Annotated in this window: 18 protein-coding genes, 1 other RNA gene and 3 pseudogenes; 7 read left to right on the forward strand and 15 right to left on the reverse strand. The window is 64.1% G+C overall.

Annotation, left to right across the window (positions count from 1 at the left end):
• Window positions 1–29: 29 nt before the first annotated feature.
• A pseudogene (locus J5I97_RS13180) lies at window positions 30–300 on the forward strand (DUF6065 family protein); the annotation flags it as partial.
• Here J5I97_RS13180 and J5I97_RS13185 read toward each other — a convergent pair.
• From J5I97_RS13185 to J5I97_RS13195, 3 genes are all read right to left on the reverse strand, one after another.
• Window positions 276–4,142: a YhdP family protein gene (locus tag J5I97_RS13185; RefSeq protein WP_208586990.1), complete on the reverse strand. Its 3,867-nt coding sequence runs from the start codon at window positions 4,140–4,142 to the stop codon at window positions 276–278. The pseudogene J5I97_RS13180 and the gene J5I97_RS13185 sit on opposite strands and share 25 nt — an antisense overlap.
• 149 nt (window positions 4,143–4,291) lie before the next feature.
• Window positions 4,292–5,791 carry a ribonuclease G gene (gene rng, locus J5I97_RS13190; protein WP_208586991.1) on the reverse strand — a complete coding sequence of 500 codons (1,500 nt, stop codon included), beginning with the start codon at window positions 5,789–5,791 and terminating at the stop codon, window positions 4,292–4,294.
• The gene (locus J5I97_RS13195; RefSeq protein WP_208586992.1) at window positions 5,791–6,363 is read right to left on the reverse strand and encodes a Maf-like protein; all 573 of its coding nucleotides are present in this window, start codon (window positions 6,361–6,363) and stop codon (window positions 5,791–5,793) included. The genes rng and J5I97_RS13195 overlap by 1 nt, the downstream gene beginning before the upstream one ends.
• Before the next feature lie 150 nt (window positions 6,364–6,513).
• Here J5I97_RS13195 and J5I97_RS13200 point away from each other — a divergent pair, with 150 nt between their 5' ends.
• Window positions 6,514–7,245, forward strand: coding sequence for an SIMPL domain-containing protein (locus J5I97_RS13200; RefSeq protein WP_208586993.1), 732 nt, complete (start codon window positions 6,514–6,516; stop codon window positions 7,243–7,245).
• A 61-nt stretch (window positions 7,246–7,306) separates the two neighbouring features.
• On the opposite strand, the pseudogene J5I97_RS13205 reads toward J5I97_RS13200, so the two are convergent.
• A pseudogene (locus tag J5I97_RS13205) lies at window positions 7,307–7,508 on the reverse strand (transposase); the annotation flags it as partial.
• A 101-nt stretch (window positions 7,509–7,609) separates the two neighbouring features.
• Here J5I97_RS13205 and J5I97_RS13210 point away from each other — a divergent pair.
• A pseudogene (locus J5I97_RS13210) lies at window positions 7,610–7,766 on the forward strand (IS5/IS1182 family transposase); the annotation flags it as partial.
• Window positions 7,767–7,791: 25 nt separating this feature from the next.
• On the opposite strand, the gene rlmH reads toward J5I97_RS13210, so the two are convergent.
• Window positions 7,792–8,262 (reverse strand): 23S rRNA (pseudouridine(1915)-N(3))-methyltransferase RlmH, encoded by a 471-nt coding sequence (gene rlmH / locus J5I97_RS13215; RefSeq protein ID WP_208586994.1) that lies wholly within the window; start codon window positions 8,260–8,262, stop codon window positions 7,792–7,794.
• Window positions 8,263–8,666: 404 nt separating this feature from the next.
• On the opposite strand from rlmH, the gene J5I97_RS20410 reads away from it, so the two are divergent.
• Window positions 8,667–8,939, forward strand: coding sequence for an alkaline phosphatase PhoX (locus J5I97_RS20410; protein WP_301951928.1), 273 nt, complete (start codon window positions 8,667–8,669; stop codon window positions 8,937–8,939).
• Between the two features lie 381 nt (window positions 8,940–9,320).
• On the opposite strand, the gene J5I97_RS13225 is transcribed toward J5I97_RS20410, so the two are convergent.
• The 7 genes from J5I97_RS13225 to J5I97_RS13255 all read right to left on the reverse strand — a co-directional run bounded on the left by J5I97_RS13225 (window position 9,321) and on the right by J5I97_RS13255 (window position 16,907).
• Window positions 9,321–10,436: a J domain-containing protein gene (locus J5I97_RS13225; protein WP_208586995.1), complete on the reverse strand. Its 1,116-nt coding sequence runs from the start codon at window positions 10,434–10,436 to the stop codon at window positions 9,321–9,323.
• A gap of 7 nt (window positions 10,437–10,443) precedes the next feature.
• Complete coding sequence (gene rsfS, locus J5I97_RS13230; protein ID WP_208586997.1) at window positions 10,444–10,857, reverse strand: ribosome silencing factor; 414 nt, start codon at window positions 10,855–10,857, stop codon at window positions 10,444–10,446.
• Between the two features lie 57 nt (window positions 10,858–10,914).
• Entirely contained in the window at window positions 10,915–11,637 is a 723-nt protein-coding gene (gene nadD, locus J5I97_RS13235; protein ID WP_208586998.1) for a nicotinate-nucleotide adenylyltransferase, read from the reverse strand.
• A 50-nt stretch (window positions 11,638–11,687) separates the two neighbouring features.
• Window positions 11,688–12,716, reverse strand: a complete 1,029-nt coding sequence (gene holA / locus J5I97_RS13240) for a DNA polymerase III subunit delta (RefSeq protein WP_208587000.1) — start codon at window positions 12,714–12,716, stop codon at window positions 11,688–11,690.
• A 21-nt stretch (window positions 12,717–12,737) separates the two neighbouring features.
• A complete protein-coding gene (lptE, locus tag J5I97_RS13245) occupies window positions 12,738–13,388 on the reverse strand; it encodes an LPS assembly lipoprotein LptE (RefSeq protein ID WP_208587001.1) in 651 nt (216 codons plus the stop codon).
• A 182-nt stretch (window positions 13,389–13,570) separates the two neighbouring features.
• Complete coding sequence (leuS, locus tag J5I97_RS13250; RefSeq protein ID WP_208587002.1) at window positions 13,571–16,213, reverse strand: leucine--tRNA ligase; 2,643 nt, start codon at window positions 16,211–16,213, stop codon at window positions 13,571–13,573.
• Window positions 16,214–16,286: 73 nt separating this feature from the next.
• Window positions 16,287–16,907 carry a DUF998 domain-containing protein gene (locus tag J5I97_RS13255; RefSeq protein WP_208587003.1) on the reverse strand — a complete coding sequence of 207 codons (621 nt, stop codon included), beginning with the start codon at window positions 16,905–16,907 and terminating at the stop codon, window positions 16,287–16,289.
• Between the two features lie 208 nt (window positions 16,908–17,115).
• Between J5I97_RS13255 and trxA the strand changes: the two genes are divergently transcribed.
• The gene (gene trxA / locus J5I97_RS13260) at window positions 17,116–17,973 is read left to right on the forward strand and encodes a thioredoxin (protein ID WP_208587004.1); all 858 of its coding nucleotides are present in this window, start codon (window positions 17,116–17,118) and stop codon (window positions 17,971–17,973) included.
• Window positions 17,974–18,643: 670 nt separating this feature from the next.
• Here the strand turns inward: trxA and J5I97_RS20610 are convergent.
• On the reverse strand, window positions 18,644–19,018 hold the full coding sequence (locus tag J5I97_RS20610) for a hypothetical protein (RefSeq protein ID WP_371885799.1): 375 nt from the start codon (window positions 19,016–19,018) through the stop codon (window positions 18,644–18,646).
• Window positions 19,019–19,183: 165 nt separating this feature from the next.
• Between J5I97_RS20610 and J5I97_RS20615 the strand changes: the two genes are divergently transcribed.
• Together J5I97_RS20615 and J5I97_RS20620 are read left to right on the forward strand one after the other, a co-directional pair.
• On the forward strand, window positions 19,184–19,390 hold the full coding sequence (locus J5I97_RS20615; protein WP_371885798.1) for a hypothetical protein: 207 nt from the start codon (window positions 19,184–19,186) through the stop codon (window positions 19,388–19,390).
• A 42-nt stretch (window positions 19,391–19,432) separates the two neighbouring features.
• On the forward strand, window positions 19,433–19,672 hold the full coding sequence (locus J5I97_RS20620; protein WP_371885797.1) for a hypothetical protein: 240 nt from the start codon (window positions 19,433–19,435) through the stop codon (window positions 19,670–19,672).
• Window positions 19,673–19,676: 4 nt separating this feature from the next.
• Here J5I97_RS20620 and J5I97_RS13270 read toward each other — a convergent pair.
• Both J5I97_RS13270 and J5I97_RS13275 read right to left on the reverse strand, forming a co-directional pair.
• A non-coding RNA gene (locus tag J5I97_RS13270) (sX9 sRNA) lies at window positions 19,677–19,743 on the reverse strand.
• Between the two features lie 215 nt (window positions 19,744–19,958).
• Window positions 19,959–20,495, reverse strand: coding sequence for a lytic transglycosylase domain-containing protein (locus tag J5I97_RS13275; RefSeq protein WP_371885800.1), 537 nt, complete (start codon window positions 20,493–20,495; stop codon window positions 19,959–19,961).
• Between the last annotated feature and the right edge of the window lie 17 nt (window positions 20,496–20,512).

The raw sequence follows: 20,512 nt of genomic DNA on the forward strand, positions 1-20,512 counted from the left end.
GCTGGCCGTTATCTCGCCGGTGTCCACGCATGAAGCGCATCGCCCACATTCTGGATGGCTACACGCTGGACATCCGCCCCGCCCTGCATGAGCGCGACTGGATGGACGCCACCGCCCAGCGCTATGCCTACCGCTGCCTGTCGCTGGCGATTGCCAATACGGCATGGCTGGGAGCTGCTGTGCCAGTCCGGTTTCCAGGCCAGTCAGGATGGTGCCGATGGCTTGGATGCGATCCGGATCAGTGCCGATGCGCGCAGCGTGTCACTAGCGATCAGTCACTTCGGCTGTGGCGTGCCGACCTTGCGCTCCACCACGTCCACCTGCGGATCTTTCCACGGCCCGGTGACGTGATAGGTCTTGGCGCCGATCGCGCCCAGCGGTTTGCCGAGCACCGCGTTGGCAGCCGCTCCCACCGCCGCGCCAACCGGACCACCGGCTACCGCACCGACCACGGCCAGCAGATTACCGGCCTTGGGGTTCACGTCCACGGTCTGGTCGAAGGTCTGCGCGCGCAAATCGGTCTGCCCGTGGATGACGATGTCGGCAGCTGGGCCCTCGATACGGATCGCCTCGGTGCGTGCGAAGCCCTTGTCGAAACGCACTTCACCGGCCAGCTTGTTGAACGCCAGGCCCTTGGAGAAGAAATCGCGGAAGTCGAACATCAACCGGCGCGGCAACTGCGCCACGCTCAGCAGCCCGAGCACGCGGCCGGCGCCCGGGTCCACTTCCAGCAACTGGCCGTTGCGCACGTCGACGGTGAGGTTGCCGTCCAGCGAGCCGAGCGCAAAAGCGGTCGGCGAGCCCTGCCAGCCGGCGTTGAGTTCCAGCTGACCTTCGCCGCCGCGCAACTGGCCGCCCAGGGTGAGGTTTTGCAGCAGATTGCCGAGATTGCGGCTGTCCACGCGCGCCGACAACCGGGTGCTGGCCGCATCGCCCTTGCCGCGCCAGGCGCCGGTCAGACCGATGTTCTGATCGTCCGAGCGCAATTGCAGCCGATCCACCTGCATGCCGTCGGTGAGCCGGCTGCTGCGCAAGCTGGCCGCACCCAGGGTCATCTTGCCGACCTGCAGATCGTCGATATCCAGCGACAGCGGAGGAATCGAGACCGGGTCGAATTCGGCTATTGCGCGGCGTGCCGGCTCCGGCAAGGCGCCGGCCAACGGGTCGCCCGGCTCGGGCGCGGCCGGTTCGACCGGCGCTGTCACGGGCTGCCAATGCACGGTGCTCAACTTGCCCTGCACCGCCGCCCCGTCGGCATTGGGAACGGTGATCTGGCCTGCCAGCGATGGGCCGTCCAACGTCACCGCCACCGCGTCGCGGGTTGGGCGCAGGCGCAAGCGTGTCTGCGGGAACACGCCGCCGATCATCAACAACTTGTCGGCCTGCACATCCACCTGCTGCAACGGCACCGCGTCCTTTTTCAGAGTCGCCGGCTGGCCCGGCAGCGGCGGGATGTCTGGCGCGCTGCTGCCGCGCGCCAGGCTGATCCAGTCGATCGCATTCAGCGACGCCGTACGGCCAGTGACCACCAACCCATTGGCGGGCGGACGCTCGGTGACGGTGTCGGCGCCCATCACCACACGCACGCCGGTCTGGTTACCCTGGCTGCTAGCCTTGAGCGCAACCAGCTTGCCGAAGGCCACATCGATATCGCCATCGCCCACTGGCAGAGCCACCTCGACCCGAGTGTCCAGCGGCTGCGTAGCCGCTTTGTCCAACGGTGCGGGCAAATCCAGGGTAGTGCCGACCAGTTCCGAACGCAGGGTCAACATTGCCTGCGCGTCAGGTTGCCCTGGTGGCGGCAACGGCACATTCACGCCCACCTGCCACAGCGCGCTGCCATGCACGTACGGGCGCAACCATTCCATCTGCGGCGCGCGGTCAAACAGTTCCCTGGCGTCCAGGGTGGCGCCAAAGCGCGCCTCGAACGCCTGCTTCGGGTCCTGCACGAAGCCACCGGCACGTAGGGACAGATCGCCGCTACGGCCCTGGTGCTGCACGCTCAAATGCTCGGCAACGAAGCCGGTGTCGCGGTATGCGGCCTGCCCGCTAACATGATCGAAGGCCAGATTCCAGCGCGCATCGCCCAGCTTGGCGCCCTGCAATGCGACCGTACCCTGCAGATGGCCGCCCACACCCTGGGTACGTAAAGGACGCAGCAGATCGAAGGTCACCGTCGCCGGGCCGGACACCGCGATATTGCGCAAGGTATCGCCGTAGCGGCGCTCCAATGGACTCTTGCGCAGCATGCCTAATAACTGTCCCGCGTCGGTCTGGGTGGAGGCGCGCACGTAGAGCTCAGAGGTGGCGAAGCTGGGAATTCCCGCGTCCAACGTTGCGATCGGCGTGCCGGCCAGATCGCCATTGCCCTGCAACGAAAACCCGTTGCCGAGGAAGCGCAGATCCGCCTGCACCTGCTCCATCGCCGGCCAGTCCGGATTGAAGCGAATCACGCCGTCGCGGATCTGCCCGAACGCTTCGAAACGGCCATCGTTATTGTCGAACGGCCAGTCGTCCAGATCGCCACTGACCAAACCGGTGCCGCCGGTCACGACACCGCCGGCCACCGCCATGTCCAGCCAGTCGATGGCGGCTTTGCTCATCTTGGAACGGATCCAGAACTTGCGCGCCACCGGCAAAGCGACATCATCCAATTGCGTGGCCAGCTGGATGCGCGGGCGGCTGCCGTCGTTCTGGAACCACAACCCGCCGCGCATGCTGGCGCCGTAGTCCTTGGCCTGCACGCGCAAGGCCGGCGTTGCGACCTGCCAACCGGCGCCCTCGCGCCAGCCGACGATCTTGCCGGCCAGCTGAAGCGCGTGCACCACGCCAAAACCGGTCGGCCAATCGAACCGCAGCGTAGCGTTCGGCGCTGTCTCCAGTTCGACCGCCTGCGCGTCGCCATCGATGTGACCACGCAGACCGCTGATGCCTGGCGCATTGCCTACCGGCAGAAAGCCCAGTTCTTCGATCTGGCCCTGCGCCCGCAGCCGGCCGCCCTGCTCGCCTGCAATCTGCAAATCAGCCACGCGCACTTGCGGCTTGGACAAGGTCAGCCAGCGCCGCAAGCCGGGCGATAGCTGATCGCTCAGCGCCGCCGCCGCGATCAGGCCGGAAACATCGACATGTTTGCCGACCACTGCATAACGCCGCCCGCCTGCAATGCTCAGCCCGTCCAGATGCTGCAACTTGGCGGCTTGGCCCAGCCGCAGCAGCGGCGCGTCCAGCCGCCAACCGCCATCGATGGTCTGCCAGCGCGCGCGCGCCTGCAGCCGCTCCCATATCAGCGTACGGCGCGCGGTTTCCGCGGGCATTGCGGCACCGGACAACCGCAACTGCTCAAGATCGGCCTCCACGGTAACGCCGGTGATGTGGCGCGCGCGCAGTTGCGCCCACGCCTGCAAATGTCCGCCGCCTCCATCCACACGAAGGCCACCAAACTGCAGCAGCGACGCCCATGCTCCCAGATCGACCGGATCTGCCTGCGCATAGGCGCTGCCGTCGCCACTGTCGCGGTCGAAGTCCATCACCGTGGTCAGCGGCGCGCGCTTGAGATCGATCCAGCTGCGGCTACCCACCTGCACGGTCGAGCCAATGACACGCAGGCGCAGGTCGATGCGCGGCAGCGTGGTGTCCAGGCCGATCGATGGCGCGACCACGTGCAGACGCGCCTCGGCCACCTGGATCTCGCCGAGCCGGCGCAATGCGTCCAACGGGTCGCCGTGTCTACCGCTGGGCAAGCCCTGCACCGACCACACGCCGTCATCGCTGCGCTGCAACGTCAACGCCAGTCCACGCAGGCGCACCTCGGTCAGCGAATGGCCCGGCAGCAGACCGGCGTACATCGCCAGCAGAATTTCGGCCTGACCGACGCGCACCTCGCCATGCGGACCGACGCGCAAACCATCCAGCCGCAATAGCGGTCCGCGCCGGGTCCATTCGGTCTGCAGGCGATCGAACGCAATCGGCTGGCCGGCGCGCTGGCTCAGCCACTCGGCACTCTGCTGCGGATGCTCTTCGGCCAACGGCAGCGCCTGACTGGCCGCACCAACCAACAACGCAAGCGCCACCAGCGCAAGCGCGCCGGCAGTGATCGCATAGCGGCAGAACAGACGAAGACGGCGGCGCAGCGGGGCAGGCATTAGACGCGGGGATTAGACATTTAGAGATTTGGATTGGGATTGGTTACAGCGCGGCCTTGCACGGTCACATCAACATTCACTTGTTCCCTACCGATCATGACGGTGCCGGCTTTTACACATCCCCAATCACCGATCCCCAAATCCCCACCTCACAACAACACCACATCGAACTGCTCCTGCAGATACTGGTCGTCGGACTGGAAGCGGATGCTCTTGCCGAGAAATTCCTCCAGCTCGGCCACCGTCGCCGATTCTTCGTCGGTGATGCGTGCGACGACTTTGGACGAAGCGATCACGAGCAGCCGCGCCGCATCGAACTGGCGTACCGCACGGGTGATCTCGCGGAAGATCTCGTAGGTCACCGTCTCGGCGGTCTTGATGGTGCCGCGCCCGCCGCACTGGCCGCAGGTTTCCGACAGCTGCCGTTCCAGGCTTTCGACGGTGCGCTTGCGCGTCATCTCCACCAGACCCAACGGCGAAAACTCGTACACGGTGGTCTTGGCGTGGTCGCGCGCCAACGCTTTTTCTAGCGTGCGTAGCACCTGGCGGCGATGCTCGGGGTCAACCATATCGATGAAGTCGATGATGATGATGCCGCCCAGGTTGCGCAGCCGCAATTGCCGCGCCACCGCCTGGGCCGCTTCCAGGTTGGTGCGGAACACGGTTTCTTCGAGGTTGCGCTGGCCGACGAACGAGCCGGTGTTGACGTCGATGGTAGTCATCGCCTCGGTCTGGTCGATCACCAGATAGCCGCCGGACTTGAGCGGCACTTGCTTGTTCAACGCGCGCCCGATCTCGTCCTCGACACCGTACAGATCGAAGATCGGCCGGTCGCCGGTATACAGCTCCAGCCGCTCGGCCAGCACCGGCATGTACTTGGCCACGAACGCCTGCAGCTGCACGAAGGTCTCGTTGGAGTCGACCTTGATCTTTTCCACGTCGCGGCGGATAAGATCGCGCACCGCACGCAGCGGCAGGTTCAGGTCTTCATAGATGATGCTGCACGGCGGCGCCTCGCGGCCGCGCCGCTCGACCACGTTCCAGACACGCGACAGATACGCGACGTCCTCGGCCAACGCTTCTGCCGGCTGGCCTTCGGCATTGGTGCGAATGATGTAGCCAAAGCCACCATTCTTGGCCGAGACCTCGCTGACGATGGTCTTCAGGCGCAGCCGCTCGGCTTCGTCTTCGATCCGCGCCGATACCCCGACGATCTTCGACTGCGGCAGCAGCACCAGATAGCGCGAGGGGATGCTGATCTGCGTAGTCAGGCGCGCGCCCTTGGTGCCGATCGGGTCCTTGACCACCTGCACCACGATGTCCTGACCATCGCGCAGCAGCTCGACGATCGGCACTGAAGCAACCGGCGGCGGCGGGATCGGGGTTTCTTCGGTATCGACCACGCTGGCAGGCGCTGGCGCGGGACGAATCACGTCGTTGGCGTGCAGGAACGCCGCGCGCTCCAGCCCCACTTCGACAAACGCCGCCTGCATGCCGGGCATCACCCGCTGCACCTTGCCCTTGTAGATATTGCCGACCACTCCGCGGCGCCAACCGCGCTCGATATGCAGCTCCTGCAGCATGCCGTTCTCGATCACCGCCACACGGGTTTCGCGCGGGGTGACGTTGACCAAAATCTCTTCCGACATCAATGCGCTCCGAAGGCTGTGAGCAACTGCGAGGTGTGAAACAGCGGCAACCCCATCACGCCGGAATAGCTCCCGGACAGATGGCGGATGAATCGTTCGGCGCGTCCCTGGATCGCATACGCGCCGGCCTTGCCCATCGGCTCGCCACAGGCCGCATAAGCGGCGATCTGCGCGGCATCGAGCGTGTCGAAGGCGACTTCCGACACCACCAAGGCCCGCGCCGGCGCGCGCTGTACGCAGACTAGAACCACTGCCGTGAGCACCTGGTGGGTGCGCCCGGACAACTCGCACAGCATGGCGATCGCATCGTCGACATCGACGGGCTTGCCGAACACCCGCTCGCCCAGGACGACCTCGGTATCGGAACCCAACACGATCGCATCGGGGTCGGTCGCCTGCACTAGCGCCAGGCCGGCGCGCGCCTTGTCCAGCGCAACGCGCTGCACGTACTGTTCGGGCGATTCGCCGGGCGCGCGCAACTCGGGCACGTCCAGTTCCAACGTTTGAAATGGCACATCCAGGCGTTGCAGGAGTTCTTGTCGACGCGGCGAACGGGAAGCGAGATAGAGCATCCCTCCAGCATACCTGTTGGCTGTACTCCCCCGCTTGCTTTGCGCACGCACGCGTTGCCGCCGATGGCCATGGTTGCGCTGTGGTTGCGTTCGACTCACAACATATTCATCGACATCCCAACACGCTCGCAGCTCAGACAAGGAGATCTCATGCGTACCACCCTCAAGCCGTTGTTGCTGGCCCTGTCCATCGCTGCCGGAACCGCCATGAACGCCCACGCCCAGACCGACTCAAGCCACACCATTTCCAACGACGGCACCCTGCTCAACGTGTCGGCCGAGGCGGAAGCCAAGCGCATACCGGACATCGCCACGCTGTCTGCCGGCGTAGTCACCCAGGCTGCCGACGGCAACGCCGCCATGCGCCAGAACGCCGAACAGATGAGCAAGGTCATGGCCGCGGTGAAGGCCGCCGGCATTGCCGACAAGGACGTGCAGACCAGCGGCATCAACCTCAGCCCGCAGTACACATACAAAGAAAAAGAAGCGCCCAAGATCAACGGCTACCAGGCCAGCAACACAGTCAACCTCAAGGTGCGCGACATTGCGCGTCTGGGCAAGGTGCTCGACGCCCTGGTCGCCCAGGGCGCCAACGACATCAACGGCCCCAGCTTTTCGATCGACCAACCCGAACCGGCTTATGACGAAGCACGCGTAGCCGCCGTGGAGAAGGCTCAGGCCCGCGCCGAAACCTACGCCAAGTCGCTCGGCCTGAAGGTGCGCCGCATCGTCAGCATCTCCGAAGGCCGCGGCGGCGGCGTGCGCCCGATGATGATGTCCACCTCGATGCGCTCGGCCAAGGCCGAGATGGACACCCCGGTCGCCCCGGGCGAAAGCACCCTGTCGATTAACCTGAATGTGACGTTCGAACTGGGGCGTTGAGCGGATCGGTTGAGCGGATCGATTGCGTCTTGCCGGCATTCCAGACTGCCCTCTCGCGGGGCAGTCGCTCGGCTAACAGCTTCCTTAGGCGAGCGTTTAGCCGGGTGTTATCTGCTTCAAGATCGTTGAGCCACGTGGCATCGGGCATGCTTATCCCGCCGAACTTGCTGTGCCACAAGGAGTTACGAGGCCTCACTGAAGCCATGTCGCCGGCACAGGTTAATGGCAACACCAGCTTCGGCCTCGCGCAGGAAGCCAATGATCTATTCTTCGGAAAACCGCTTTTTCACGTCCAATCTCCTTGAGTTAGGCAATTGGACTCCAAACGTGACTACTACTACTCACAGTTGAGGGGGGGCGTCGCGCCAAGCGCAGCGAACTGCATACCTTCAAAGTCATGCCCAAGCGCTGGATCGTTGAGCGCAATTTTGCCTGTTTGGAGGAGAACAGGAAGACTATGGAAAAACTGCGAGCGTAAGCTCGACACCACTTTGCAAATGATCCACTTTGCCAGCCATTAGAAAAAACCGACACCGCGCATGCGACTCACGCGCGGTGATACGGATGATTGGCCAGCATCGCAGCGGCGCGATACAGCTGCTCGGCGACGATCAAGCGCACCAGCATATGCGGCAGGGTCAGCGGGCCGATCGACCAGCTTTCGCTAGCGCTTTTCAGCACATCGGCGGCGTGGCCTTCCGGGCCACCGATCAGGAATGCCAGATCGCGGCCCTGGCCCCGCCAATGCTCCATGCGCTGGGCGAGTTGTTCGGAACTGAGCGGGCGGCCCGGCACATCGAGTGCAACCACATGGGCGTTCTTGGGCAATGCTGCGAGTACGCGGCTGCCTTCGTCGTCGATGGCGCGTTGCGCGTCGCGGCCCTTGCCGCGCAGGCCGGGTTCGATTTCGACCAGCTCCAGCGGCATCCAGTGCGAGAGGCGTTTTTGATATTCGGCAAAACCCTGCGCCACCCAGGCCGGTGCGCGCTCGCCGATAGCGATGAGTCGGCATTTCATGGCCACATGATATCCGCGTCACAGCTTGGGCAGCGGAACCCCGTCGATAACACCGGTGTCATGGCGCGATTGCAGCGGGTTTCCAGCGTCGGCAAACCAGCCAGTCCGCAGGGGAGTCGTTCGAGGCCGATTTTCGATCCCGCTCGACACCAGGTTCTCAATGGCAGCGCCACCATCATGGCCGGCGGGGCACTTGGCAGCTTGAGCGGGTTGCAATCGCGTCAGACCCAGGCTGGCGCCGGTTGCCGATCAGAGCACAGGGCTGCCATTGCTGCAGCCGCGATGGCGCACTGCGCATGAGCCGCAGCGAAGGCATCTGGTAAAGCCACGGCAAGCTGTTCATCGTTGACACCAGCGCCCGGCGTAGATGCGCAAGGCCGCAGCGGCAACGGCAACGGTGCGCTATGGGTGCTGGATCTGTTACGCAGCGCTTGAGCGTGCTGTTCGTCAACGGCAATCAGTTGGCGGCGCACAATCCCGACAATGTCGCCATCAACGCACGCGGTGACGTGGCGCTGCAAGAGGACGGTGGCGAAAGTCCGAACGAATATGGCCCCGGCGCACGCCTGCTCGGGCTGACGCGGAGCGGCGAATCGTTCTATCTGGCCAAGAACCACATGCAACTCACCTTGCAGCAGATCGCTGATACCGGCAAGACCATTACCGAGGGCGATTAGCGCGATACCGAGTTCTGCGGCACGTGCTAGGACTCATTGGCGCGCATGTTGTTCGTCAATATCCAGACGCCAAGCATCACGCTAGCGTACCGGGCCGTTGGAACGCAGGCCTTTGTACAGGTCGGACTAGCAAGCAGCAATTGTGAGCAGGTGGAAGAGGCCAATGCCTGCCGGACGGATCCAGTCTCTGCCCGGCAGCGTTGAACCGTTGACGGGCAGAACGCTGCGAGCGGGCAATGCGTTGCTGGCAGGTGGGCGCAGCGAGGCAAGGCGAATAGCCGAGTGCGGCATGTAGGTAGTAAGAACACCGTGTCCGACGGAGACATCGCATAACACCCTCGTTCGCCAACAGGCATACCGCCTCCAGCGCGACAACCGCACTCAGAGCCAGGGCGCGTCGGGCATGCTCGACATGACGCGTTGCAGCTTCAACCAGTGCTTGAGCGATTGCGGATCGGTCAGCTCACGCAGGCCCATGCGCGCGTCCATCAGATCGTCTTCGATCTCGCGCTTGAGTTGCGCCATCAAACGGCTCAGCCGCGCAGGTTTGGGTCGCGATGGCAGGTCAAGACTATATTCGGCGCAAAAGTTATAAGCCTGCTGCAATATCTGCTGTTGCAACTCCTTGCACTGCCGATCCAGCTCGCGGTTGTAGTCCTGCAGCCGCGCCGCGCTCATCGCATCCACGCCCTGCGCATCCAGTAGGCCGATCTCGGCCTGCAGCTCAAGCAATCCCAACAAATCGCCGGATTTGTAAGCGGCATTGAGCCGCTGCATGAGGATGGTGCGCGAGGCTTGTTCCTGCTCGTTCTTGGCGCGATCCGGATGCAGATTGCCGGCCAGCTTGCGATACAACTCGCGCAGTGGTGGCGGTTCGGCATTCTCAACAATCGCTTTTTTTGCGGCACGCTTGCGACGTTGCGCGTGGCGTTGCTGTTGCTGCGCGCGTTCCTGCTCCAAGCGCTCGCTGACGCGTTCGTAAAGCTCCTCGGGCGAGTCGATGCCGTCCAGCTCATCCGCATCCAGTCCGTAAGCCTGGCCGAGAATCTGCTTCATCAGCGCATCGGATTCGGAAACTTCCTGGTCGTACCCCACTGCGCTGTGGCGATCGTAAATGGGTCGCAGCGCCTCGTGTCCGGACTCGATCAGCGGGCCGGCGATATCGCACAGCAACTCGGACAGAAACTTGCGATCGGCCTTGCCCAGTTTGACTGTGGCATGCGCACGGTCGAGCGCTTCGACCAGCGCGATATCGGCCGCACGCCGTTGGTCGAGCAAGGGCTGCAATTCAGAGTGATAACGCTCGCGCCAGTGCGAGAGCGCTACTTGCCAGTCCTGCAATTCGGCACGATGCCTCTCCAGGTCGCGCAGTAATCGGTCGAAGCGCTTGCGTGCTGGCGACAGCGGCGCGCCGGACGTTTGCGCAGGCTGGCTGCGCAGCTGCTGTATCGCTTGTGAGGCAGGCGCATCGGCCGAGGTGCGGGCTTTGCTGGGCATGCCTGAGTCAGTCACTCTTCGGATCGGCTAGCTCGTCGTCCGGACGCTGATCGCCAACGGTCCACAGACGCTCCAGCGCATAGAACTCGCGCACGCGCGGCAGCATCACATGCACCACCACATCGCCCAGATCGACCAGCACCCATTCGGCTTCGCGCTCGCCTTCCACACCCAGCGGCATCACGTCCAGACGCTTGGCGAACTTGACTACTTCTTCGGCAATCGATTTGACGTGCCGGGTCGAGGTGCCCGACGCGACCACCATGTAATCGCAGACGCTGGACTTGCCACGCACATCGATCTCGACCATGTCCTTGGCTTTCAGCTCCTCCAAGGCCTCACGCACATTGGCTAACAGAGCCGGTACGGACGGCGGCGGATTCGGAATGGAGGTCTTGATGACTTGGGCTTGGGTGGTCAAAGCGGGCGACTCGATGGAGTTGGTGTGAATTATAGGCCGGTCCGGGCGGATACGTGTTCAGCTAGCCTGACGGGCGATGCCGTAGAGGCCTTCATGCACGATAAATGCCGCTACTGCCGGCGATACCAGCGCCTGCCAAACGCCGTCCGTGGCAATGCGCGAACGCACCGCGCTGGCCGATTCGCCGCGTAATGGCTGATGCAATCGCCAAAGGCGGCCGGCCGGCGCGGCGACCAGCTCACTCGCGCTGGCGGCCCATCGGCCCTGTAACGCCGCAGCGAACTGCGGCGCGGCGGTCAGGTCCAGCGGCGTGCCCGGGCGTGCGGCGATGACGAAATGGGCCAACTCGAACAGCGCCTCCCACTGGTGCCAACCGCTCAGCCCAACGAACGCGTCGGCGCCGAGCAGCCAGGCGATCGGTGTCGTGGGGCCGAGTTCGGCGCGCAGTTCGCGCAAGCTGTCGACGGTGTAGGACGGCGCGCCGCTCTGAGTGGCGCGTTGGAGTTCGCGGCCGTCCAGCACCAGCCCCGAGTGATCGGCAAGCGCCAGCTCCAGCATGCGCGCGCGCTGCATGGCGGTGGCACCGGGTGCAGGGCGATGCGGCGGGTCGGCAGCCGGCACCAGATGCACGACCGCGCCCAGTTCGTCGCGCGCGGCACAGGCGATGGCGAGGTGGCCCAAGTGGATCGGATCGAAGGTGCCGCCGTAATAAAGGTGGAGCCAGGACCGGGGACCGGAGACCGGGGATCCGGAAACATCAACAGCATGCGCAGCCTGCATCGGACCTACGCTCTTCCGAGTTCCAGGTCCTCGGTCCCCAGTCCCGGCTTTCACGCCAGCAGTCTCACCGCACGGGCTTCGGCCACTGCTACCAACAAGCGTTCCAAGCCTACCCAGGCATCGCCGTCGGCGCGGCCCTTGGCCATGCGGTCGATCAGCGAGGCTTCGGCGACGAAGCGTTCCCAGCGGCGTGGTTCGGGGTGGCGTTGCAGCGCCCGTTTGAAAGGAACCTGGCGCGATTCCCATAGGCCTTGCGCCTTCATTTCGGCAGCGAGGTTGCCGCCGTTGGCCTGCACCTTCGACAGGGACGCGGTGCGCAGCAGTTCCTTGATCAGGATCGGCATCAACGCAGCCACCGCTTCGCCTTCGGAACGCAGGCCGGCGAGCATGCGGATTACCGCGGCCGGCTGCCCGGAGAAGGTGGTTTCGGCCAAGCGGAACACGTCGTAGCGAGCGGCATCGGCGACCAGCGATTCCATCGCTTCCAGATCCAGCACCTTGCCGTCAGCCAGCAGGGCCAGCTTGTCGATTTCCTGCGCGGCGGCGAGCAGGTTGCCCTCCACCCGCTCGCTCAAACGTCGCACCGCGTCGGGGTCGGCACGCAGGCCGTGGCTGCGCAGGCGGCGCTCGATCCAATCGGGCAACTCGTGCGGTTTGATCGTCCAGGCCACCGAAATGGTGCCGATGCGGCCGACCGCGTCGGCCCACTTGCCCTGGTGCGCCTTACTCCAGTCGTTGGCGGTGATCAGCAGCACCACGTCCGGCGGCGGGTTGGCGCAGAAGCGGGTGATGACCTCGGCGCCGTCCTTGCCCGGTTTGCCGCTGGGCAAGCGCACTTCCACCAAACGGCGCGGGCTGAACAGGCTGGGCGCGTTGAAGCTGGCGTCGAGCTGGTTCCAGTCAAAATCGCGGCCATCGGCATCGAACACTTCGCGCTCGCCGATGCCTTCGGCGCGCGCACGCGCACGCACCGCATCGGCCGCTTCCAGCACGCGCAGCGTCTCGGCGCCGGCGATCAGGTAGACCGGCTGCAACGGCTGGTTGGATTGGCCGGCAAGCTGCTCGGGACGAAGTTCCATGACTGCGAAAGCGCGCGACGCTCAGTTGTTCGACGACGGCTGCGGCGCAGGCGGCAACGCGGCCGGCACGCTCGATTCAGGCGCTGGCGACGGCTGCACCTGCGGCGTGGGAGCCTGTGGCAGCGGCGCGGTCGGCGTGCTTTCCAGGGTTTCGCCGCGCTGCAAACGCGCACGCACCACGCTATCGATGCGGCGCAGGATCGAGGCGGACATGTCCTTGCGCAATTCGTCTGCGAGGATCTCGCGCTCGGTCGCGGTACCGGTAGCGTCTACCGGCGGCGACACGTAATCGCGCGACAGCTCGATCACCTGCTGCGGCACCAGCACCGAACCGTTGGCGGTGGTAACGGAGAAAATGGCGGCGTAGCGCAGGCTGTATTCCTGCGCACGGCCCTGGCTGTCGATGGCGATCGGCAGGTCGCCCCAACGCTCGGACGACACCTGCACCTGCACAAAGCCGGTCTTGGCATCTTCGTCGGCCAGCGTGGCGCCCGCGGCCTTGAGGCCACGCCGCAGCAACTTTGACAGTTCGCTGTACCGCACCGCTGACTGCACCTTCACTGCCGGGGTATCGGGCGGCAGCGCAAGCGAATTGCGCAAATGGAATCCGCAGGCGGTGAGGCTCGAGACGAGCACGAGGGACGCAGCGAAGGCAGTAGGAAATCGAATCATGGGCACAGTCTGGATGAGCGCCCCGGCGGCGGCAACAGGCGGCTAGCCTGCCCGACACCGCGTGAACGGGGCTTGAGATCGCCGCAGCACACTGCGACGACCGGGATGACGAATGCATCGCCACGCGCTGCTGGAACAATCGACCCGAACCCGCCTTGGCAGCGCACCCGAATCACGACCACTCACCCTGCCACGATATTCACGATCCTGCCGGGCACGATGATGATCTTGCGCACGGCAAGCCCTTCGAGGAACTTGGACGCGTTCGGCTCGGCCTGCGCCAGCGCTTCGATCTGCTCGCGGCCGGCGTCGGCGGCCACCTCGATGGTGCCGCGCAACTTGCCGTTGATCTGCACCGCCAACGTCAGCGCATCGCGCGCCAGCGCGGCGGCATCGACCTGCGGAAAGGCGACATCTTCTAACAGCGTCTCGCCCCGGCCCAGCACCTGCCACAAGGCGTGGCTGGCGTGCGGGGTGATTGGGTTGAGCAACAGCACCAGCGCTTCCAGCGCTTCCTGGCGCACCGCGCGGCCCTGCGCGCTGGCGTCATCGAACTTTGCCAGCGCGTTGGACAGTTCCATCACCGCCGCGATGGCAGTGTTGAAGCTGTGGCGGCGACCATAGTCGTCGCTGACCTTGCCGATGGTTTCATGGGTCTTGCGGCGGATCGCCCTCTGTTCGGCGCTCAGGCTGGCCACGTCCAACGCGACGGCAGTGCCCTGGCCAACATGCTTATGCACCTGCACCCATAGCCGGCGCATGAAGCGCGCCATGCCGTCGACGCCGGCCTCGTTCCATTCCAGCGACTGCTCCGGCGGTGCGGCGAACATCGAGAACAGCCGTACCGTATCGGCGCCGTACTTGGCCACCATCGACTGCGGGTCCACGCCGTTGTTCTTGGATTTGGACATCTTCTCCGTGCCACCGATGCGTACCGGCTGGCCGTCGGCAATCAGCACCGCGCCGGTGACACGACCACGTGCATCGCGCTGGATTTCCACGTCGGCCGGGTTGATCCACTCCTTGCCGCCGTTGTCGGCATCGCGATAGAACGTGTCGGCGATGACCATGCCCTGGGTAAGCAGATTGGTCACCGGCTCGTCGCTGTCCACCAGCCGCGCGTCGCGCATGAGCTTGTGATAGAAACGGAAGTACATCAGGTGCAGGATCGCGTGCTCGATGCCGCCCACGTACAGATCGGCCGGCATCCAGTAGTTGGCGCGGCGATCGACCATATCGCGTGCGTTTGGGCTGGTGTAGCGAGCAACGTACCAGCTCGATTCCATGAAGGTGTCGAAGGTGTCGGTCTCGCGCTCGGCCGGGCCGCCGCAGTCCGGGCAGGTGGTCTGGCGCCAGCGCGGATCGGTCTTGATCGGCGAACCGGTGCCGGCAAACTCCACGTTTTCCGGCAGCACCACCGGCAGCTGATCTTCCGGCACCGGCACCGCGCCGCATTTGGCGCAATAGACCGCAGGAATCGGACAACCCCAGTAACGCTGGCGGCTCACGCCCCAGTCGCGCAGGCGGTAATTGACGCGACGCTGGCCCTGGCCCTTGCGCTCGAAACGCTCGGCCAATGCTTCAAAGGCGCCACCGAAATCCAGGCCGTCGAACTCGGCCGAATTGATCAGCTCCAGCTCGCGGCTCTTGTCGCTATACCAGTCGCGCCATTGGGTAGCGTCCCAGCTCTGTTGGTCTTCGGTGCGCGGCTCGCGCAGCCTGACTACCTGCACGATCGGCAGGCCGTACTTGTTGGCGAATTCGAAATCGCGCTGGTCGTGGCCGGGCACCGCCATCACAGCGCCGGTGCCGTAGCCCATCAGCACGAAGTTGGCCACCCACACAGGCACCTGTTCGCCGCTGATCGGATGCACTGCGGTCAGGCCGGTGGCCATGCCGCGTTTTTCCTGGGTTTCCAACTCGGCTTCGGAGACGCCGCCGTGCTTGAGCGTTTCCAGCAGCGCAGCCAGCTCCGAGTTGGACCTGGCCGCGTGCAGCGCCAGCGGATGCTCGGCGGCGATCGAAACGAAGGTCACGCCCATCAGCGTGTCCGGACGGGTGGTGAACACGTGCAGCGAGTCGAGCGGTGCACCGTTGGTATCGCGCACGTCGAACCGGATTTCCAGCCCTTCCGAGCGGCCGATCCAGTTGCGCTGCATGGTCTTGACCGAATCCGGCCAGCCGTCCAGTTGATCCAGGCCGTCGAGCAGTTCCTGCGCGTAATCGGTGATGCGCAGAAACCACTGCGGAATCTCGCGTTTTTCGACTAATGCGCCGGAACGCCAACCGCGGCCGTCGATGACCTGCTCGTTGGCCAGCACGGTCTGATCGATCGGGTCCCAGTTCACCACCGCATTGCGGCGATAGGCCAAACCCTTGCGCATCAGCCGGGTGAACATGCGCTGCTCGTGCAAATAATAGTCCGGCGTGCAGGTGGCGAACTCGCGCGACCAATCGATCGCATAGCCCAGCGACTTCAGCTGCCCGCGCATGTGCTCGATGTTGGAGTAAGTCCACTTGGCCGGCGCGGTCTTGTTCTTGATCGCGGCATTTTCCGCCGGCAAACCGAACGCATCCCAGCCCATCGGCTGCATCACGTTGTGGCCGGTCATGCGCTTGTAGCGGCTGACCACATCGGAGATGGTGTAATTGCGCACATGGCCCATGTGCAGCGCACCGGACGGGTACGGCAGCATCGACAGGCAATAGAACTTCGGTTTGTCCGACGTTTCGTCGACCTGAAAAGCGCGGGTGGCATCCCAGAACTGCTGGGCGGAGGTTTCGACCTGCTGCGGGTCGTAGACGTTCGGTTCGACGGTGGACATTGGTTGGAGCGGATGCTCGGGCGGTGCAAAGCGGTACAGAGTACCGCAGTGCAGCAGGTGCTCCAAACCGTCTTCAGGCGGCGGGCTTTGCCGGCCAGACCCAGGCAGCCACTGCCAACCAGCCCACCCAGGCCAGGAACGCCAAACGCTGGGCGATTGCCTGGCCCAGCGGCCCCGGCGGGCCGAACGCCAGCACAGCCACCAGCAGCCCGGCTCCCAGACTCAGCCAAGTCAACCCGCGCATACCTGGATGGTTGAGCAACGCAGCGGCGATCAGCAGCATGCCGGGCACGAACGCCACCGCCCACAGCAACCAGGCGGAGGCATGGGCTTGACTGGCACGGCCATCCAGGTCGGTGGGATCCAGCGGCAGCACGCCCATGCCGAGGAAGGCAAGACCGGCCAGCACGATCAATTGACCGCCCACGCGCAGGCACCAGCCGGATTTGGCTGGCATGCGCGCCAGCAGGCTGATCCCGGTGGCCATCCCGAGCGCACCGACCAGCACGAACGCGAGCAGGTTGAAGCCCAGCGCATGCGGCACGCCATTGGCGCCCAACAGCGCAACCGGGTGGCTAGCTTGTAGATAGCTGGGTAGCGTGGCGCCAAAACCAGCGACCGCCAGCACGAAGACAGTCGCTGCGATCAGGCCCAGGTAGCGCTGTACGCCTTCTATACTTGCTGTAATTGCCATTGCGTTGCTCCAACGCGGGGGCGCGTGGTGCACCACCAGAACGCGGCATTGTCGTGCCGGGCGGGCATGGCGAGAACCCCCAGGCTGGTCGCGGCCGATCTGGTGATCGCCGGTCTGCGCCAGATGGCCTCATCTCGACCAAACCTTGTGTCGGCCGGGTTTGCCACCATTACAGTCGCACTGTTGCCGCCATCTTTTCAGGAAGCTCATGTCCGACAAGCCGCACGTATTCGATGCCACCACCGACACCTTCGAGACCGGGGTCCTGCAGAAATCGTTGACGACACCAGTGCTGGTGGATTTCTGGGCCACTTGGTGCGGCCCGTGTAAATCGCTGACGCCGATCCTGGAAAAGCTCGCCGCCGACTACAACGGTGCGTTCGAGCTTGCCAAGGTCGATGTGGACAAAGAGCAGCAGATCGCTGCGGCGTTCCAAATCCGGTCGGTGCCGACGGTGTTCCTGGTCAAGGGCGGCGAACTGGTCGATGGTTTCCCGGGCCTGATGCCGGAAGGCCAAGTGCGCGAGTTCCTGACCCAGCACGGCGTGCTGCCGGTCGAGCCTCAGGTGGTCGAAGAACTGCCGCTGGCGCCGCTGGACCCGCACGCGCAGGCCGCTGCGCTGCGTGAGGCGATCGCTGCCGAGCCGGACAAGCACGAACTCAAGCTGGATCTGGCACTGGCACTGCTCAAGACCGGCGACACTGCCGAGGCCGAACAGTTGATCGACGCCCTGCCCGCCAACCTAGCCACCGACGACCGCGCAGTCCGCGCCAAGGCCCGCTTGAGCTTTGCCAATGTGCTCAAAGACGCACCCGATGCCGACGCACTGCAGGGAGCCGTGGCCGCCAACGGCGCCGACCTGCGTGCGCGTCATCTGCTCGGCGTGCGCCATCTGCTCGACGGCAACGACGAAGCTGCGCTGGAGCAGTTTCTGGAGATGCTGCGGCAGGACCGCGCCTTCGACGACAATCTGCCGCGGCGCAGCTTGATTGATGCGTTCCGCGTGATCGAAGACGATGATCTGGTCGGCCGCTATCGGCGCAAGATGTCGTCGTTGGTCTTCTGAGGATCGGGTTTGTGATCTGAGGATTTTGTCACCATCGATTGTTGCGCGCCTACGTTTCGGTATCGCTGCTAGCTTGTGACTTGGCAACAAAAGCCAGTTCAGCCGTCAGTGCCGAACATGCCCGCCTACGTCCGGCCACTGACAATCCGTTGAGGCGACCGGTTGCGCAAAGCGCCGGTAGCGGTGGCTAACAGCAACCCGAATCCACGCAGCCGAACCTCGAGCGCGCAACGCATGGTGTGGCGGCGCCTGGCGCGTGCGCAGATGCTTGCGTGACCACGAAAACGTGCAGCACAGCATGCATATGTCGTCCGTTCGATGTGACGCCACATTCCTTTACGGCCCCAGCCTTTCGCAACGACGCGTCTGCGTTCTTTTACTTCATGTAATTTTCAGATCGCTAACGACGGTGATGCATGCCACACAAGGTGGCCGCAAATGCCAGGGCACGCCTGAGCACTTCCGATTGCACGCTGAGTAGTTCGCACTTTGACACCCGCCAAGCGCTTGGGAACGCTGGCCGCATCGATCGGAACCGGAGCGGCGCGTGGCGTGCGCACTGCGCTTGGACCAACCGCCACAGCGGTGGCGGCAGCTGCGCGTGGCTTGCGCCCGACCAGTTTCGACACGCAATACCTGGGTGCAGCGCTGGGGCATCTGGTTCACCAGACTATCGCCGTGGGACCGACCACATTCGCGCGAGTTGCTTGGCGAAGGATTGTTTGCCGCTCTCGGTCAGCTTCCACACGAAGCGGTCGTCGCCATGCAGGCAGTGTTGGGCACATTGCAGATGGCGCCGCATACGCTGCGAAGCAACCGCAAGAACCGCAATCCCAACGCGGCTGCGCGAGGCTTCCACAATCTCAGTCGCGAACAGTGGGATGCGCTGTCCGACGACGAACGCAATCACAAGAAAGCAGAACAGAAACAGTATTCGGATCTGCTCACGAGGCTCGCGCTGGGCGGCATCCTGAGCAACATCATCGTGGGTGGGGTCGGCAAGGGCATCGGGCCAACCGAAGATAGCCGCCAGGCTGCTGGTCACCGATCTGAAGATCGGAGCCTATGTCGCGGCGCGCGACACCATCCAGGCGACATTTCGCATGGTTAGGAATGCACGGCTCCACCAATGGCGGCATCAGCGATCCGCGTATCACCAGCGCCGGAAGGTTCTATGGCATGGCCAACGTACTGACCAACCTGGCAGCGCATGAGCTTGCATCGCCTGACTGTGCAGAGGGGCCGGGCAACTCTGGGCCGGGCCAGCCTGAACTCGTCTTTCACCAAAGACCAAGCGACCGATGTGATCTTGCGTCAATCAGCGGTGATCACTGCATTGAATGTCGGCATGGAAACGCTGGATTGGCTCAACGTTACCCGGCACGAAGCCGACGAAGCGGGGACACAGCAATTCTGAAACCCTGCATTGAAGGGCAAGCGCGAGGACTACGAGCGGGTCATGGATCAGTCGATCGCACAGACCGCTGCACTCAACTCAAATATCGCACTCGGGACCACCGTCAACATGATTGGTGCGTGGCTGGGGTTATCGCCCATACGCAGCGCGTTGCTGTCCAATACGGTATCCGGCGTTGTCGCCGGCGTGCAATACAAGACCATCGGCGCCACCTGGCAGTCCGAGGCTGGAGTACGCAAAGCCGAAGCGCGACAACGCGGGCCTTCTTCGCAGAGCGAGTAAGAGTTGCTAACAAAACGTAGCGAGCAGTCGCCAGATTGGCGGGTAGGAACCGCAGTGTAAGAGCGATACATGCCGATTCCGAGCACCGGCCGCGCCAGCCTGACGATTGCTCGCTACGTTTTATCAGTCTGGCTAAGCGCCGCAATCGCGGCGACCAAACCACACGGTGTTAGCGTCGCGTGCGGCTATGCCGGGCATCGCGCTGGCGGCGCGAGTACTTTGTACTACGCATTGTGTATCGCAGTTTGTGCATGACGGGCTCTGCATGACACACGCTGCTGCTGCATCATTCGACGACCACACCACGCTTGATCAGAATTCCGTGAATGGCACGCGCATATTTTTCGCGCTCCGCAGGCGTTTCGGAATGATAGGCGCCGACGGCGGCCCAGGTATTGCCGTATTTATTGGTCATCTCACGCAGCCGCCAAGCGGCCACATAAACGCTGACGCAAGGCTGCATCAAGGCGTCACTGGAAATGCCGTAACTGGAAAGACGCCGCAGGTGGATTGAATTGATCTGCATCTTTCCATAGTCAATGGTGCCGTTGTTGTTGCGATGGATTGCGTCGGCACGGCCGCGTGATTCCTGCCACGCAATGGCGCGTAGAACCCACGGATTGACATGTTGATAGCCGGCTGCTTCTTCAAAGCAGTCTGCGCGTGCGAGCGGTGAGGCGCACAGCAAAGCCACCGCAATCAACCCGCGTCGGCGAGGGGCGGCATTGTGCCGGGGATCGCGCGCGCGCCACCATTCGCCTGCCCGCATCATTCTGGAAAATGTAGCCCAACGCTGTGGACTCCAAAGACCTGCGGCTTGCATAGACGGACACGTCGCCA

The organism is Xanthomonas fragariae (assembly GCF_017603965.1).
Classification (GTDB): domain Bacteria; phylum Pseudomonadota; class Gammaproteobacteria; order Xanthomonadales; family Xanthomonadaceae; genus Xanthomonas; species Xanthomonas fragariae_A.

What these genes read in the sequence shown, in the direction of transcription:
- holA (WP_208587000.1), bottom strand. Translation starts at nt 12,716, where the DNA reads ATGGAACTTCGTCCCGAGCAGCTTGCCGGCCAATCCAACCAGCCGTTG.
- J5I97_RS20410 (WP_301951928.1), top strand. Translation starts at nt 8,667, where the DNA reads ATGGGTGCTGGATCTGTTACGCAGCGCTTGAGCGTGCTGTTCGTCAAC.
- leuS (WP_208587002.1), bottom strand. Translation starts at nt 16,213, where the DNA reads ATGTCCACCGTCGAACCGAACGTCTACGACCCGCAGCAGGTCGAAACC.
- J5I97_RS13185 (WP_208586990.1), bottom strand. Translation starts at nt 4,142, where the DNA reads ATGCCTGCCCCGCTGCGCCGCCGTCTTCGTCTGTTCTGCCGCTATGCG.
- rng (WP_208586991.1), bottom strand. Translation starts at nt 5,791, where the DNA reads ATGTCGGAAGAGATTTTGGTCAACGTCACCCCGCGCGAAACCCGTGTG.
- rlmH (WP_208586994.1), bottom strand. Translation starts at nt 8,262, where the DNA reads ATGAAATGCCGACTCATCGCTATCGGCGAGCGCGCACCGGCCTGGGTG.
- J5I97_RS13225 (WP_208586995.1), bottom strand. Translation starts at nt 10,436, where the DNA reads ATGCCCAGCAAAGCCCGCACCTCGGCCGATGCGCCTGCCTCACAAGCG.
- J5I97_RS20615 (WP_371885798.1), top strand. Translation starts at nt 19,184, where the DNA reads ATGAGCTTGCATCGCCTGACTGTGCAGAGGGGCCGGGCAACTCTGGGC.
- J5I97_RS13195 (WP_208586992.1), bottom strand. Translation starts at nt 6,363, where the DNA reads ATGCTCTATCTCGCTTCCCGTTCGCCGCGTCGACAAGAACTCCTGCAA.
- trxA (WP_208587004.1), top strand. Translation starts at nt 17,116, where the DNA reads ATGTCCGACAAGCCGCACGTATTCGATGCCACCACCGACACCTTCGAG.
- J5I97_RS13255 (WP_208587003.1), bottom strand. Translation starts at nt 16,907, where the DNA reads ATGGCAATTACAGCAAGTATAGAAGGCGTACAGCGCTACCTGGGCCTG.
- nadD (WP_208586998.1), bottom strand. Translation starts at nt 11,637, where the DNA reads ATGCAGGCTGCGCATGCTGTTGATGTTTCCGGATCCCCGGTCTCCGGT.
- lptE (WP_208587001.1), bottom strand. Translation starts at nt 13,388, where the DNA reads ATGATTCGATTTCCTACTGCCTTCGCTGCGTCCCTCGTGCTCGTCTCG.
- J5I97_RS13200 (WP_208586993.1), top strand. Translation starts at nt 6,514, where the DNA reads ATGCGTACCACCCTCAAGCCGTTGTTGCTGGCCCTGTCCATCGCTGCC.
- J5I97_RS20620 (WP_371885797.1), top strand. Translation starts at nt 19,433, where the DNA reads ATGGATCAGTCGATCGCACAGACCGCTGCACTCAACTCAAATATCGCA.
- J5I97_RS13275 (WP_371885800.1), bottom strand. Translation starts at nt 20,495, where the DNA reads ATGCAAGCCGCAGGTCTTTGGAGTCCACAGCGTTGGGCTACATTTTCC.